Here is a 13814-nt window from a genome sequence, read left to right as displayed (position 1 = left end):
ACCGCGCTGCCAAAGGCGCACAAATGGCCCGCGTCTGGGGTCCGGGCGGTTAGCTCAGTTGGTAGAGCATCTCGTTTACACCGAGAGGGTCAGCGGTTCGAGCCCGTTACCGCCCACCACCCCGGTCCCCCACCGGGGGCATTTGCGGCGGAGCCTTGGGTGACATTCCGGTATCACTTCGGCGGCATCGCCATCACCTCCGACACGCCCTTTGCGCGCCTGCACGAGACTGTTCCCGGGGCCGTAACCCGCAGCGAACTGGCGATGACGCGCGCTGACGGAGCCGCTCCGCCCGAAGATACCTGCGTCTATGCCTTCATCGGCCGCTTCGGGATGCGCCTTGGCACCACCGGCAATGACTGGCGCGTGCACATCCCTGAAGGCGCCTTGCGCATCTCGCGCGACGGGCGCAGCCTGCACCTGTTCATCGAGGGGCAGGACGAGGTGTTCTTCAAGGATCTCGTCTCGCGCCGGGTCCTTCCGCGCGTGGTCAAGCTGCACGGCGGCCACACCTATCATGCGGGATCGCTGGTCCGAAACGGGCGCGGCATCCTGCTGATGGGGCATTCGGGTGCCGGCAAGTCCACCATGACCCTGGGCCTGGGCCTTACCGCAGGCTGGCGGATCCTGGGGGACGACATGGCGCTGGTCTGGCCCGACAACGGGCGCTGGCTGATCGAGCCCGCCGGATCGGACGTGGCCGTCTGGCCGCAAAGCAGTGACAACTTTGCCCTGCCGCCCGCCAGCTTCACCCCGCTGCAGGGCTACGCCGGGAAAAACGCAGTGCGGCTCGACTGCATGGCACGTCCCGGTGACGGGGAAGCTCCGGTGCGGGGGGTGTTCTTCGTGGAGCGGGCAGATTGTCCCGCGCCGGTGGCGATTCCCATCAGCCGGGGGGAAGCCATGCGCCAGGCGATGCAGCAACTGGTGCTGTTCAATCCCAGTGGATCGGGCAACGCGGAGCGGGTTTTCTCGCTTACCGAACTGAACAGCATGCTGGGCGCGGTGCCCGCCTTCACCCTGCGCTATCCGCCGGGCTTTGCAGGGTACGGGGCGGTGTCCGAAGCAATCGAGGCAGCGCTGGACGCGAACGCCTAGTTCTTCCGCCCGAATAACGCCCCAAGGGGTGTATGCCGCACCAGTTGTGCGCCTGCCCGCAGCGGCAGGTACAGCCAGCGCAATCCGCGTGGCAGGGGCATGGCCTGGTACATGTCCCACGACGGAGTGGCGCTGCGCACCAGCGCCCGCCCCTTGCGCACCAGCCCCTTGCGCTGGCGCCATTCGGTGGCAGTCTGGGCAAACCAGTAGCGCCAGCGGAAACCCTTGTCCTGCAATCGCAGGTTGTATTCCAGCAGCGGGGCCACGGCATCGGGCGCCAGGAAGGTCAGGCATTCCTGCACCATGGTGCCGGCCAGGCCGGCCAGCTGCGGCTGCTGGCCGTTGACGACCGCTGCCAGCAGCGGGATCATCGCCCGACAGGCCTCGACCAGCTCCTCCATCCCGCTGCGCGCGGCGCTCGCCCGCAGGGCCTCGGGCGCAATGTCCGGCGATCGGGCAACCTGTCCCATGTCCGACACCCAGTGCAGCCGCGTCCAGTTGTGGCGGCTGTGGTGATAGCACAGGTAAACCAGCAGGTCCGGCCCCGACAGGGTGAAGACCGGGGTGCCCAGCAGCGTCATCTGCTCCGCACCGGCCAGCAGGCGCGCGGTCGGGAAGTCAGCCCCGGTGAGGTCCAGCGTGGAATGCACATCCACCAGGTCGCCATCGGGCGAGCGCAGCGAAATCTCGCGGTTGAGATCGCACATGGCAACAATCTGGCGCTCGCGCTCAGCCCCCTCGCCGGTAACCTCCAGCGAGCCGACCAGGCGGAAGCCGTTGTCCAGCATCCAGCCGATGGTGGCCGGGCAGGCCGGCGGATCGACGAGCAGGTCAAGATCGCGGCAGGCGCGGGCCGGCAGGCCGCCGTAATAGCGCTGCGCCAGGGTCACCCCCTTGACTGCGGCATAGGCAATACCCTGCGGTACGAAGAGGGTCCGGTGCAGACGGACCAGCAGGGCCGCGATCCGCAGGTTCTGTGCCGCGCCCACGCGGAAGGCCCGCTCCAGCCGCTCGCTCCAGCCTTCCGGGGCAAGGTCCGCCAGTTCACCACGCCGGGCGTGGAGGAAGGGAATGGCAAGGTGCCCGCCGGCCCGGACAAGCAGGCTGTCCCAGTCGTCCACCTGCCCTGCCAGTTCGCGCAACCGGCCCGGCGCGAACAGGTCCTGCGGCAGCGAGCAGCCCAGCAGCAGCAGCGCCGCCGGATCGGCCACCGCAACCGGGCCTGCGTCCACTGGCACGCTCACGCCACGCGGCCTTCCGGTGCCGGGCGCTCACCGGCTGTCACCTGTACCAGGGTGCGCATGGCCGATGCCTCCCTAAACCCCACGATCGCGCGCTCGCCGTCCATCACCCACACGTGCGCGTCCAGGCTCGCTCCGGTGATCGAGGCGCCATAATAGAAGGTGCCTGCAATCCCCCGCCGTTGCAGCATCCACTGCGCGGCCAGGCCCTGCGGAAAGCAGGTCGCCCGCCAGGGCAGGCGCTTCGCCGCAGCAGGCACCGCCCAGCCGATCCGCGCGCCGACCGCCGCGCGCTCTGCGGCTGACAGCGCCGCAGCGGATGGGGCCCTGCCCATCGATTCAAGGATGCGGCTGAAGGACCATAACCGGATGGCCAGCCCCGCCAGCGTCACCGCAACCAGAGCTTCCGCCACCAGCGGCAGGTGGCGCCGCTGCGCGATCACGAGGGATAACAGGCCGGTACGGAACTTCATGAAAGGCTACAACCAATCGATCGGGCAGGCCTGCCGGATCGACCATTGGACCGGCGGTGTCAATGCGAGGGCATCCGGCGCAGCCCTAATGTCCCGTTGTCACGCCAGGTGCAGGACACGCCGCTGAGCCAAGTCAACCACGAAGCCGTGCACATCCTCTGCCAGCGCATCACCGGCACCGGGAAACTCCTGCTGCAGCGCGACGCACAGGTCGGCAAACGAGCGCGGCTCCTCGACCAGCCGCCAGATGCTGGCCGCCGTCCGGTTGAGCTGGAAGAAATACCCGCTGTCGACGTCGAGCAGGATCGCCTCCTCGGACACGTCGACGGCGGCGATATTGTCGCTGCGGCTGATTTGGGTGCCCGGGTTCAGGTCAATGGTATCTGTCATAATCTACCGCAGTATCAGATTGTTGAACCGAATGCCTGATCCAACCACATGTCGGCCGCAAGCACAAACCAGATCGGCCCATAAGGCGCCGATGGCAAGTTTGCCCGGTCACCGCCAGGATCCCAGGCCCGGACAGGTGCGTAGAGCGCCTCCAACTGCTTTGCATCGACCCAGCCCATCCTGGCCGGCAGGGTGTCTCGGAACGGCCGTTCGCGCAGGATGTCCTCCATGGCCGCTATCGTGTTGACGTAGAAGGCCGCCTTGTCCGAGCGCATGCGGACAACTTCCGGCAAGGTGCCGCGCATGGCTTCGCGCAGGATCATCTTGCGCGTTTCCCGGTTGCGCAGATGGTTGCCCGATGCGCCCATGCAAAAGCCCGTCAGGCGCGCATCGTGCAGCGGGTGGCGCCACTCAATCCCGAACTGCTCCATGTAGGCCACGACCGGCGCGGCGAGCATCTGGCGAACGCCATTGGCATAGGTGGAATAGCGGGAGCGCTGGGTAAACCCCTGCAGCCCGGGGCGGGTTGGGGTGCCCTGCAGCCGGTCGGCGAGGTCCGTGTTGCGGGTCCATTCCGGCCGTAGCCAGGGTGCGCTGGCCCGGTTCCAGTCGATTGCGGGATAGAGGATCTCGCGCCGGTATTCCGGGATTACCAGGGGCCGCCCGGCCAGGACCAGCGCCTTGGCCCATTGCACGGGCACCGAATCGCGCGGAAAATAGGTGCGACCGAACTCAGCCAGCCCGCCAAGCCGGCCGCGACGCAGCAGGTCGGGCAGGTGCGCCAGCGAACCGTTCAGCCAGTCATCCCCGCCCTCACCTCCCAGCAGCACCCGCCGGCCATCAGCGCGCATGATGTCGACGACCCCACCCATCGTGTCGAGGGCATTGGGCCGCAGCGGCAGGTGCCAGGTGCTGGCGGTCCATTGCCGCGCCGCTTCCAGCGAGAATGGCTTGGCCGTGGCGACCTCGGCCCTTATCCCCAGATGGTCCTCCACCGCCGACGACCAGCGCGTCTCGTCCTGCGGCATACCCGGGAAGCGGGCAGAGATTGCCCGCACCTGCCGGTCCAGCCGGCCTGCCCGGTAAAGCTCGGTGGCGCGGCACACGACCGAGGACGAATCGAGGCCGCCGGATAGTTGCGCGGAAACATCGCCATGGCTGCGAAATGCGGCCGCCACGGCCTGATCGAACAGCGCGTTGAAATGCTCGACGTGGTCCGCCATGCTCCGGCCGGTCCAGTCTTCGAACGGGCCATCGTGCCACAGCCACACGTCGGTCCGTTCGCCTTCAAAAAACACGGCCGAACCCTGCTCCACCCGCTCCACGCCAGCGAGGAAGGTCTCGGTTGGCGACATCATCACGCCGCTCATGAACTCGGCAAAGGCCCCCTCGTTCACCTGCCGCTGAAGCCCCAGGCCAAGCACCAGGGTGCGCATGTCGGTGGCAAAGGCGACCAGCGCGCCATGCCGGGTCCAGTGCAGCGGTCGCCAGTTGAGGGGGGATGTGAACAGGGCGAGGCGGCGTTCGAGCGGATGGCAAATAGCGATGGCGAAATCGCCCACCAGCGACCGCACAAAATCGCGGCCCAATTTCTCGTAAAGCGCCAGAACCAGCGCACCGTCGGGTGCTTCCGCCAGCCGCCCACCTGCCGGTCCCAGCAGGGCAAGGACATCGGACCGGTTGTCCAGCCGCCCGTCGAACATGACCACGGCCCCCGACGGACCCGTGAAGGGCTGCTGTTCGCCAACGGCTTGCGGCGTGGTGGCATTCGCCTGGCGGATCGTGCCGAAATTGGCCTCCAGCCACACCTGCGTGCCATCGAGTCCCCGGGGCGGGGCTGCGGCGCGCATCCGCGCCAGCATCTCCTGGCCGATGGGCCGCTCATCCAGTGCCAGGATCCCGGCGATCGCACTCATCCTGGCAAAACCCGGCCTTGTCTGGCTGTGGCGCACCGGCCTGCCGGGCGAAGCGGTAACCTATTCGGCAACGAGCAGCCCCTTGGCAAGCGCAGCGGTTGCGAAGTCCCCGATCGCTTCGGCAGCCTGATCGGCAGGCAAACCGTGATCGGCACCAAGCGCAGCCACGATCATCTCCTGCTCTTCCCCGGCGGCAAGCAAACGCCAGATGTGGGAAGCGGACTCGTTGAGCACATGGTAGCTTGAGTCGCGCTCGTCGAACAGCACAAGGCTGGCCGCGTCCGGTACCCAGCTTATCCAGGGTGCTACGCGAATCGTTTCCACCGTTTGCTCCCGTTCCGGCCAAGTCCGCCCGCATAAAGGCGAATCAGCCGCGCGCAACGACAAGGCGATCAATTTTCCAGCCTGCCAATATCTAGTGACAGAGTTGCCTTCTTACCTCGGCAGGAACCCTTAGGCACACTGCGCATTGACCCTAAATCGGAGCAATGCTAGTGCGATAGCCGAGACAAACTACTCCGGCCGGACATGAGTGCGGTTCGATAATGAGGTTTAATTGGGGAACCATGATGATCAAGAACAACCAACAGTCTGATTCGGCTCTGTGGGTGAAGCCCGAGATCGTTTCGCTGAAGCCGGTGGAAGCCGCTGAAGGCGACAACACCGGCAAGGTGGGCGACGGCACTGTGAACCTTACCGCCTGATTTTTGGATCAGGTTGCGAATACGTTGGTTTGAGTTTGTGATCATTGCTGTCGGAGTCCGGCTTTGGCAGCTGAAGCGCGCAAACATTACGATCTGACGTCTCGTGAACGGGATTATGCGGCGTGGAGGGGTCCTCCGCGCCGCAGTCTTGTTATCTGCACCCTACCGCGATCCGGCTCCACCCTGCTGGGCGAGGCCATGTACTTCGCTGGGGGCTTGGGCTGCCCGCTCGAATATCTCCATGCCGGCTTTCGGCCGCGCTTCGAGGAGATCTGGGATGTCACCGGGCTTGAGGGTCTGGTGGAAGCCCTGTGGCGCAACCGGACCGACCCTTCCGGGGTTCTCTCGGTAAAACTGATGTGGCGCGACGTGGTGGACGTTGCCTGCGAACTTGCTCCTGGCCGATTTGGTCACCTCGGGCAGGCCGACCCACAAACCCTGTCGCCCGAATCCTACCGCGATCTGCTGGCGCTGATCGGGCAATTGCTGCCCAATCCCGCCTTTATCCATCTCTACCGCCGCGACCGGGTGCGGCAGGCCGTGTCCGGGGTGGTGGCGGAGCAGACGGGACAATGGCGTTCAATTCCCGGTGCTGAAATGCAGCGGCGCGCCGATCCCGTCTACGATGCCGAAGCGATCAGCCGCCAGATCGCCTATGCCGACTGGAGCAACGCACATTGGCGCAATCTGCTGGCACATGCGGGATCATCCAGGGCGCTGGCTTATGAGGACCTGGTGCGCGACTTCAGCGGCACGCTGGTGCCTTTACTGCGCGAACTCGGCAGCAGCGGAGAACCGCCGCCGCCCAGGATGCAGCGGCAGGCAGACGGGCATTCGGAACAGTTCGTCCTGCGCTACCTGATGGAGCAGGCCAAGCCCGCCTGATCCGGCCTGCCGCCGGCCGGGCGCATAGGGCCCCGATCGCAAGGTAACTGCGCAACCGACCGAACAGGCAACGCGAATCGCCAATCGCGCCAGCGCAGGTCTCAACCACCCACCAGGAAGAACCGCGCGCTTCTCAGACCAGCGCGGCGGCACTCTTGCCCAGTTCGGCAAAGTAGCGAGCCATGCCGTCACAGGCCTTGTCGGTCAGCTGGATGAAGGCACGCCGCCGATCAGTCTCGTCCTCGACTCGCTCGAACAGCCCGGCCTCGGTCAACTGGCTGATCCAGCGCAGCGCCGTGGTGGGCGGCACGGACGAGGCGATGCACAGCGAGGTGACCGAAACCCGGGCGTGCTCCACGCGGGCGGCGGTCAGGTCGAGCAACATGTCCCAGGCGGGATCGGCAAACAGCTCGCCATCGAAGAACCGGGCGCGCAACTGGCGCTGGTGGATGATCCGCCGCACCAGCCGTGCATCAGGTAAGGCCGGCCGCGCTGCCCGCACCAGCCGATCACCCGGAGATGCCGCAGTCGCTGCGCCATCACCAAAGCGGAACGCAGTGGCAGGGCTGCGAACGGCAGCCTCATCAACCTCTTCTGACAGCCGCTCCAGCTTTTCGGAAATGGCATGGACCTGCTCGGTCAACCGCAGCAGGGTCAACCGGTCCTCGTCCGACAGCTCGCGCACCCTGTGCCCCCGACCACCGGCCAGGGCCTGTCCCAGGGCGATGACCCGATCTGCCCGCCGCGCGTTGACCAGGATTTGCGCACCCGACTGCGACAGGCAGCCGAACACGTCCTCCAGCCCGCCGACCGTGGTAGAAACCACCAGCGCCGCACCGGAGCGGGCCGCCCGCTCGTCCAGCCGCGCAAGCGCCGCCAGCCCCGATCCGTCCGGCGCCGGACAGTCGAGCAGCACCACGTCTCCCAACGGGCGGGGATCGTCAGCCAGCACGGCGTGCAATGACGCGCATTCGCGCAGGACCAGTCCGGAATCGAACGCATCGTCACGCATCTGGATACGAACATCGTCCCGATCTGCGAAGATCGAGGCAGCAAGGCCAAAGGCGGCATCCGGTGCCGTGTCGTACAGGAACTGTGCTTGGCCCATAATCATCCCCGCTGATTCGCTTGAACAGAATGAGAACATATAGAGATCGTGTCAAGAATGGAGTGGTGGCGCTCTGTTCACCGGCAGCCGGCATGATGGCGAGCCATGGCAATCGACCTGGAGTTCCCGGGCCCCTTCGCCGCCGCCGCGCTGGGCGGGTGGGCCACGCGTGCCTTCGCAAGGCGCTGGCTTGGCGAGCAGGAGCACCCCGCCGGCTGGGCGGTGATCCGCCCCGGCCAGATGCACTGGATCGGCCTGGTGGGAGCGGGAGCGATCGTCTCCCTGATGGCCTATGTCGGCCTGTTCATCGGCTCGTCACGGGCCGATGCCGTGTTCCAGATGCGGATGCCATGGCTGCTGGTAGCGGCCTTCTGGGTGAGCGCCGGGGTGTGCCTGTGGCACATGCGCCAGATCGTGCGCACCGATGCCCGCTGGTGCGGCACGCGGCTGAGATGGCAGCCCGTGGGAGGCGGCCCCCGCCTTGCCCGCGACCTGGCCAAGGTGGCCGGCATGCACCGCCCCTGATTCGGCCCGGTCCGCATCGGTTTCTTCGACGGGGCCGAACTGCGGATCGCCCCCTATGCCGCCAAGGTCCCCGAACTCTGGAACAGGATTGTCGGCTTCAACGGGCACTAGTCCGCGAAGGGATCGCGCACGAGGATGGTGTCATCCCGCTCCGGGCTGGTGGAGACGCTGGCCACCGGGCATTCGATCAGTTCCTCGATGCGGCGGATGTACTTGATCGCCTGGGCGGGCAGGTCCGCCCATGAGCGTGCGCCCACGGTGGTGCCTTCCCAGCCGGCCATCTCCTCGTAGACCGGCTCGCACGCGGCCTGGTCCTGCGCATTGGCGGGCAGGTAGTCGATCACTTCCCCGCGCAGGCGGTAGCCGGTGCAGATGCGGATCGTCTCGAACCCGTCGAGCACGTCGATCTTGGTAAGCGCAATGCCGGTGACGCCGGAGAGGGCGCAGGTCTGGCGCACCAGCACGGCATCGAACCAGCCGCAACGGCGCTTGCGCGCGGTGACTGTGCCGAACTCGTGGCCCCGCCGGCCCAGCGTCTCGCCGGTCTCGTCCTCCAGTTCGGTCGGGAACGGGCCGCTGCCCACGCGGGTGGTGTAGGCCTTGACGATCCCCAGCACGAAGCCCGCCGCGCCCGGCCCCATGCCGCTGCCGCTGGCCACCGTGCCGCTAACCGTGTTGGAGCTGGTGACGAACGGATAGGTGCCGTGGTCCACGTCCAGCAACACGCCCTGCGCGCCTTCGAACAGGATGCGGTTGCCAGCCTTCTTGGCGGCGTTGAGGCGGCGCCACACGGGCTGGGCGTATTGCAGCACGAAGCCGGCGATGGCGCGCAGTTCCTCCAGCAGGGCGGCGCGGTCCACCGGCGGCTCGCCGAACCCGGCGCGCAGCGCATCGTGGTGCGCGCACAGCCGGTCAAGCTGCGGGGTCAGGTCATCCAGATGGGCCAGGTCGCACACGCGGATAGCGCGGCGGCCCACCTTGTCCTCGTAAGCCGGGCCGATGCCGCGGCCAGTCGTGCCGATCTTGCCGGAGCCGGCCGCCGCCTCGCGCAGGCCGTCCAGCTCGCGGTGGACCGGCAGGATCAGCGGGCAGTTGTCGGCAATGCCGAAGTTCTCGGGAGTGATCGCCACCCCTTGCCCTTCCAGCCGCTCGATCTCGGCCTTCAGCGCCCACGGGTCCAGCACCACGCCATTGCCGATCAGGGACAGGGTACCGGTGACGATGCCGCTGGGCAGCAGCGAAAGCTTGTAGGTCGTCTCGCCCACCACCAGCGTGTGGCCGGCGTTGTGGCCGCCCTGGAAGCGCACCACCACGTCGGCCCGCGAGGCCAGCCAGTCGACGATCTTGCCCTTGCCCTCATCGCCCCACTGGGCGCCGATCACGGTCACATTGGCCATGGATGCGTGTCCTCACCTGCCCGATGGATCCGGCTTGCCCTTCGACAGGACTCGGCAAGCGGACTGGTCATGCAAGGGAGGCTTGCCCTTGCGGTGGCGCACCTAACGCCGTGGCCCCCAGAGTCAACCGGCGAGGTCGGTGGCACGGGGCAAATCCAACTAACCTGGAACACCTGGAACAAGGTCCGAACGGCAAAGCCGCCACGCCCGGCAAGACGCTCCCGGCACCATCCCTGCCGCCCCCGTATCGGCGTTTTCCGTACCGGCGAATCCTGCATCATCCGGCAGGTTAAAGGTGATTCGCTACGCTGTAGGACAGCGCGGCTTTGCGCCCGCCCGGCAAATTCACGCTGCGGGAATATTGACCTGAAAGGCAAGATTTCCCCATTGGAATCAAGCGACCTTTTGAAAAGGTTCCAGAATTCTTAAAAAATGCCTGAAGTTTCCGGCAGAACCTGTTACAACGGTGACCGGTTGTGGATGTTCCCACATATCGGCTTTTCGTGGTCCCGGTTTTTGCCCACGACCCGTCCGCTTCTCGCGATTTGCTGACAATCGGTTGCCACTCACGCCCTTTGGGGAGGGTAAGACTCCGGCGCCTGCAAAGGCCCTGCTTATGCGCACTTTCACTCTCACCTTCAGTTCCACCACCCCGCAGGACAACAACGCGATCCGCTTCACGGCCCACGATCCGCGCACCGCGCTGACCATCCTGGAGCAGCACCCCCAGCACGACCGCGCGACAGTGTGGGAGGGCACCCAGAAGCTGTGCTGCATCACCCGCAGCGGCGTGGACGTCTGGCACATCTCGTGATTTTCTGATTCCCGCGCAAAGGCTTTTCCGGCGTGCCGCGTCATGCCGGTAACAGTCCTTTGCCCGAGACCTTGTGCCATGCCCCGTCGCCACATCCTGATCCCGCTTATCGCCCTTGCCGTAACCGCGACCGGATTTGCCACCTTCGCCCAGGCGCAGGACCGTCTGCCGCGCGCCTGCCGGCAGGAAGTGCGCGCGCTGTGCGGCACCGATCGAGCCGCCGTGCGCGCCTGCCTGGTGGAGCAGCGGCAGAACCTCAGCGAGCCGTGCCGCCAGCAGATCGCCTCGCTGGTCCAGCAGCGGGCAGGAAACGATGGCGCGCGGCGCGCGGGACGCAGCGCGCCGGACCCGGCGATGCAGACCATGGCCTATGGCAACGATCCGCTGCAGGCGCTCGACTACTGGCCGGGTGCCAGCGCCGGTGCGCCGCTGGTGGTCTTCGTTCACGGCGGCGGCTGGAAGCGCGGCGACAAGCAGATGATGCGCGGATCGGCCAAGCTGGAGCATTGGCAGGCGGCGGGCTATGCGGTTGCCTCGATCAATTACCGGCTGGTCCCGGATGCCACGGTTGAGCAACAGGCTGCGGACGTGGCTGGGGCCGTGGCGTGGCTGCGCGCCAACGCCGCGCGGCTGGGCTTCGATGCGGATCGCATCGCGCTGGTGGGCCACAGCGCGGGCGCACACCTGGTGGCCCTGGTGGGGACGGACCCGCAATACTTTCGCGCCGCCGGGCTGCCGATGGATGCCGTGCGCGGGATCGTGCCGCTGGACGGTGCAGCATACAACGTGCCCGACCAGATGGACGAGAACGCCCGCCTGATGGGCGATACCTATGCCCAAGCCTTCGGCACCGATCCCGCGCGCCAGCGGGCGCTTTCCCCCACCTTCCACGCAGGCGGACCGAATGCACCGGAATTCCTGATTCTCCACGTTCAGCGCGCGGACGGCGCACGCCAGAGCCGTGAACTGGCCGCAGCGCTGGAGCGTGCGGGCACCCCCGCCATGGTGCAAGGATTCGATGGCCGGGGCCTGCGCGGCCACATGCAGATCAACCGCAACCTGGGCGAGGCGGACTATCCTGCAACGCCCGTGGTGGATGCCTTCCTGGCGCGCGTGCTGCGCCGCTGAACCTGTGCTAGGACGGGTAACATGCGCACCCGCCTCAGCATCTGCCGCAGAAAGGCCGCCTACGCTTCGGCAGCGGAAGCAATGGCAGTGGCCCAGGCGAGCGGTCTGATCCTGCGCCCCTATAAATGTGATCGCTGCCTCCAGTGGCACCTGACCAGCCGCACCAAGGGCCGCCGCGTGCCCTTGTGGGAACGCCTGCCCCTGCCCTAAAGGCTCCGCCTATGGACCCTGCCCCCATCCACGTTGCCGCGCTGTACCAGTTCACCCGCTTTCCTGATCGGGAGGCGGTGCGCGGGCCGCTGCTGGCGCTGGCGCTGGCGCAGGGCATCAAGGGCACGCTGCTGGTGGCCCACGAGGGGCTGAACGGCACCATCGCCGGGCCGAAGGAAGGGCTGGACGCGGTGATTGCCCATATCCGCGCCCTGCCCGGCTGCGCGGACATCGCGGTCAAGTGGTCCACCGCCGCTGCCATGCCCTTCGGCAAGATGCTGGTGAAGCTGAAGCGCGAGATCGTGACCATGGGCGTGCCGGACGTTGACCCCACCGCGCTGGTCGGCACCTATGTCCCGCCGGCGGAATGGAACGCCCTGATCAGCCAGCCCGACGTGGTGCTGATCGACACGCGCAACGATTACGAGGTGGTGCTGGGCCGGTTTGAGGGTGCGGTGGACCCGCAGACGCCAACCTTCCGCGATTTTCCCGCCTGGTTCCGCGCCAACCGCGATGCCCTTGGTCCCAACCCCAGGGTAGCCATGTACTGCACCGGCGGCATCCGGTGCGAAAAGAGCACCGCTTTCCTCAAGGCGGAAGGGGTAGAGGAGGTGTTCCACCTGGCTGGCGGCATCCTCAAGTACCTGGAAGACATCCCAGAGGAAGAGAGCCTGTGGCGCGGCGGCTGCTTCGTGTTCGACGAGCGGGTAAGCCTGGGGCACGGGCTGAGAACCCTGCCGGTGCCGGAAGGGTTCAAGGCCCAATCGCCTCCGTCAGCCGAATTCTGATCCGGCGCTAAAGCGCCTGCACCCCGCCATCGCGCAGCACATGGGTGCAGCCCAGCGCCGCCGCATCGTCGGCCTCGTCCAGCGCTTCCACCGTGCGCCAGCCCTCGCCCCGGGCCAGGGCGGCCAGGTGCCGGTCATGGCCCAGCGGCAGAAACACCTTGTGGCCCAGATCCTCAGCGGCCTTGACCGCTTCCACCAGTTCCTCGGGATAGAGCGAGAAGCCCGTCGCCACTTCGCCAGAGCCGCCGATGCGGTAGGTGCCGCCGCGGCCCAGCGCGCCGCGCACGCCTTCGGCAAACAGGGTGAAGGCAAACCAGGTCTGGTAGGTGATGTCGTGCCGCTCGCTGGGGTCCAGCGTCAGCCGGGCGCGGCCACCCACCCGGGCAGCGATTTCGCGCAGGCGGACGATACGGGTGGCGAGCACCCCGCTGGTATCGAGCGCCGCCAGCTTGGCCGCCGCCATCTCGAACTCGCCCGTGGCATAGAGCAGCGGCAGGTACGCCTCGCCCCCTGCCTCCTTCAGCCCACCGGCATCCTTGGCATCCAGCTCGCGCCGCACGGCATCGCGCTGGCTTTCGTCCAGCGGGAATTCCTCCGCCGCCAGCGTATCGACCAGGTCCGGCAGGGTAAAATCGACCGAGATATTGCACGCGCCCGCCGCTTCCAGCGCTGCGATGGCCAGTTCCACCATCTCGCCGGCAGCAGCCGCACTGTCATTGCCGATCAGTTCCGCGCCGATCTGCAGGTTCTCGCGCCGGGGCTCGAGCTGGTCACCCGCGATTTTCACCACCTGGCCCGAATAGCACAGCCGCAGCGGGCGCGCCGCTTGGCTGAGCGCGGTGGCGGCGATGCGGCTGACCTGCGCAGTCATGTCACTGCGCAGGGCCAGGGTCCGCAGGCTCTTGGGATCGACGAAGCGGAACATCGCCCGCGTCATCAGGCCGTCCATCCGCGCGGCCATGCTCTTCTCGAACTCGATCAGCGGCGGGCGCACCCGGTCGAACCCGTGGGCGTGCAGCACTGCCATAGCGGCGCGTTCGATGCGGGCGGCGGCCGCCGCGCTTTGCGGCAGCCGGTCCTCAAGCCCCTCGGGGAGCAGGTCTGACGTCGGATCGTTCATCCCTGCCCCCTAGCGGG

Annotated in this window: 16 protein-coding genes and 1 tRNA gene; 9 read left to right on the top strand and 8 right to left on the bottom strand. The window is 67.0% G+C overall.

Features of this window, described 5'->3' with window-relative positions; all coding sequences use genetic code 11:
* The first annotated feature begins 43 nt into the window (after positions 1 to 43).
* Both GRI99_RS06360 and GRI99_RS06355 read left to right on the top strand, forming a co-directional pair.
* Positions 44 to 119: transfer RNA gene (locus GRI99_RS06360), tRNA-Val, on the top strand.
* Positions 120 to 159: 40 nt separating this feature from the next.
* Positions 160 to 1098 (top strand): hypothetical protein, encoded by a 939-nt coding sequence (locus GRI99_RS06355; RefSeq protein ID WP_160771195.1) that lies wholly within the window; start codon positions 160 to 162, stop codon positions 1096 to 1098.
* On the opposite strand, the gene GRI99_RS06350 is transcribed toward GRI99_RS06355, so the two are convergent.
* The 5 genes from GRI99_RS06350 to GRI99_RS06330 all read right to left on the bottom strand — a co-directional run bounded on the left by GRI99_RS06350 (position 1095) and on the right by GRI99_RS06330 (position 5442).
* Positions 1095 to 2342, bottom strand: a complete 1248-nt coding sequence (locus tag GRI99_RS06350) for a nucleotidyltransferase family protein (RefSeq protein WP_160771194.1) — start codon at positions 2340 to 2342, stop codon at positions 1095 to 1097. The genes GRI99_RS06355 and GRI99_RS06350 overlap by 4 nt on opposite strands.
* Positions 2339 to 2812, bottom strand: coding sequence for a lasso peptide biosynthesis B2 protein (locus GRI99_RS06345; RefSeq protein WP_160771193.1), 474 nt, complete (start codon positions 2810 to 2812; stop codon positions 2339 to 2341). The genes GRI99_RS06350 and GRI99_RS06345 overlap by 4 nt, the downstream gene beginning before the upstream one ends.
* A gap of 99 nt (positions 2813 to 2911) precedes the next feature.
* On the bottom strand, positions 2912 to 3202 hold the full coding sequence (locus tag GRI99_RS06340) for a PqqD family protein (RefSeq protein ID WP_160771192.1): 291 nt from the start codon (positions 3200 to 3202) through the stop codon (positions 2912 to 2914).
* Between the two features lie 14 nt (positions 3203 to 3216).
* The gene (locus GRI99_RS06335; RefSeq protein WP_160771191.1) at positions 3217 to 5118 is read right to left on the bottom strand and encodes an asparagine synthetase B family protein; all 1902 of its coding nucleotides are present in this window, start codon (positions 5116 to 5118) and stop codon (positions 3217 to 3219) included.
* 60 nt (positions 5119 to 5178) lie between these two features.
* The gene (locus GRI99_RS06330; protein ID WP_160771190.1) at positions 5179 to 5442 is read right to left on the bottom strand and encodes a PqqD family peptide modification chaperone; all 264 of its coding nucleotides are present in this window, start codon (positions 5440 to 5442) and stop codon (positions 5179 to 5181) included.
* A 245-nt stretch (positions 5443 to 5687) separates the two neighbouring features.
* On the opposite strand from GRI99_RS06330, the gene GRI99_RS18845 reads away from it, so the two are divergent.
* Together GRI99_RS18845 and GRI99_RS06325 are read left to right on the top strand one after the other, a co-directional pair.
* Positions 5688 to 5822: a hypothetical protein gene (locus tag GRI99_RS18845; protein ID WP_272917387.1), complete on the top strand. Its 135-nt coding sequence runs from the start codon at positions 5688 to 5690 to the stop codon at positions 5820 to 5822.
* 63 nt (positions 5823 to 5885) lie between these two features.
* On the top strand, positions 5886 to 6707 hold the full coding sequence (locus GRI99_RS06325; RefSeq protein ID WP_160771189.1) for a Stf0 family sulfotransferase: 822 nt from the start codon (positions 5886 to 5888) through the stop codon (positions 6705 to 6707).
* A gap of 133 nt (positions 6708 to 6840) precedes the next feature.
* Here the strand turns inward: GRI99_RS06325 and GRI99_RS06320 are convergent, their stop codons facing one another.
* Positions 6841 to 7815, bottom strand: coding sequence for a winged helix DNA-binding protein (locus tag GRI99_RS06320; RefSeq protein WP_237438173.1), 975 nt, complete (start codon positions 7813 to 7815; stop codon positions 6841 to 6843).
* Positions 7816 to 7920: 105 nt separating this feature from the next.
* On the opposite strand from GRI99_RS06320, the gene GRI99_RS06315 reads away from it, so the two are divergent.
* Positions 7921 to 8340, top strand: a complete 420-nt coding sequence (locus tag GRI99_RS06315; RefSeq protein ID WP_160771187.1) for a hypothetical protein — start codon at positions 7921 to 7923, stop codon at positions 8338 to 8340.
* 107 nt (positions 8341 to 8447) lie between these two features.
* Here GRI99_RS06315 and GRI99_RS06310 read toward each other — a convergent pair whose 3' ends face one another.
* On the bottom strand, positions 8448 to 9737 hold the full coding sequence (locus GRI99_RS06310) for an adenylosuccinate synthase (RefSeq protein WP_160771186.1): 1290 nt from the start codon (positions 9735 to 9737) through the stop codon (positions 8448 to 8450).
* A gap of 616 nt (positions 9738 to 10353) precedes the next feature.
* Here GRI99_RS06310 and GRI99_RS06305 point away from each other — a divergent pair.
* The 4 genes from GRI99_RS06305 to trhO all read left to right on the top strand — a co-directional run bounded on the left by GRI99_RS06305 (position 10354) and on the right by trhO (position 12677).
* Entirely contained in the window at positions 10354 to 10551 is a 198-nt protein-coding gene (locus GRI99_RS06305; protein ID WP_160771185.1) for a hypothetical protein, read from the top strand.
* 354 nt (positions 10552 to 10905) lie between these two features.
* Entirely contained in the window at positions 10906 to 11679 is a 774-nt protein-coding gene (locus tag GRI99_RS06300) for an alpha/beta hydrolase (protein ID WP_160771662.1), read from the top strand.
* A gap of 21 nt (positions 11680 to 11700) precedes the next feature.
* Positions 11701 to 11889 carry a hypothetical protein gene (locus GRI99_RS06295; protein WP_160771184.1) on the top strand — a complete coding sequence of 63 codons (189 nt, stop codon included), beginning with the start codon at positions 11701 to 11703 and terminating at the stop codon, positions 11887 to 11889.
* 11 nt (positions 11890 to 11900) lie between these two features.
* Positions 11901 to 12677: an oxygen-dependent tRNA uridine(34) hydroxylase TrhO gene (trhO, locus tag GRI99_RS06290; protein WP_160771183.1), complete on the top strand. Its 777-nt coding sequence runs from the start codon at positions 11901 to 11903 to the stop codon at positions 12675 to 12677.
* A gap of 7 nt (positions 12678 to 12684) precedes the next feature.
* Here the strand turns inward: trhO and GRI99_RS06285 are convergent, their stop codons facing one another.
* Entirely contained in the window at positions 12685 to 13797 is a 1113-nt protein-coding gene (locus GRI99_RS06285; protein WP_160771182.1) for an ATP phosphoribosyltransferase regulatory subunit, read from the bottom strand.
* Positions 13798 to 13814: the final 17 nt, after the last annotated feature.

Origin of the sequence: Alteraurantiacibacter buctensis, assembly GCF_009827655.1 — a bacterium.
In the GTDB taxonomy this organism is placed as follows: Bacteria; Pseudomonadota; Alphaproteobacteria; order Sphingomonadales; family Sphingomonadaceae; genus Alteraurantiacibacter; species Alteraurantiacibacter buctensis.
This window is presented reverse-complemented; position numbering and strand designations above follow the sequence as displayed.